Genomic DNA, 559 nt, shown 5'->3' with positions numbered 1-559 from the left:
TCACGCAGCAAGGAAAATTGCTCAAGCAGAACGTCATAGAAACTATGGCAGAATATTATATCAAACCTTGTGTTTTTGTTAATTAAGACAGTGATGATGTAAAACTTTAGGAGTTCATCATGAATACTCTCATAGAGATTAAAGAACAAGCCATTGGTAAGGAAATTGTTCAGACAGTAAATGCACGTGATCTGCATGCATTCTTAGAGGCAAAACGTGACTTTTCCAATTGGATTAAGGACCGTATTACTAGATACAATTTTATAGAAGGACAAGACTTTGTAAAAACACAAGATTTGCGGTCGCCAAATTTGGCGAGCGCAAAATCTAGGGCTGTTATCGCGATTAACTACTATCTCACACTCGATAGAGCCAAAGAACTTTCTATGCTTGAGAACAATCAGAAAGGGAGAAAAGCCCGTTTATACTTTATCGAATGTGAAAAGCGTGTAAAGCAAGTAGTAACACCACAAATCGACTATTCAAGTCCTCAAGTTATGCTTGGTGTTTTAACGTATCTCAAAAATGAAAATGAACAAAAAGATAACATTATTGCAAA

Annotated in this window: 1 protein-coding gene; it reads left to right on the top strand. The window is 36.0% G+C overall.

Annotated features, from left to right (window positions below; genetic code table 11):
* Window positions 1-119: 119 nt before the first annotated feature.
* The coding region (locus ACFIMA_RS09970; RefSeq protein ID WP_375693481.1) for an antA/AntB antirepressor family protein at window positions 120-559 on the top strand (440 nt) is incomplete at its 3' end.

The sequence above is a fragment of the Bartonella sp. AP88HLJMH genome, assembly GCF_042195605.1.
GTDB lineage: Bacteria > Pseudomonadota > Alphaproteobacteria > Rhizobiales > Rhizobiaceae > Bartonella.
This window is presented reverse-complemented; position numbering and strand designations above follow the sequence as displayed.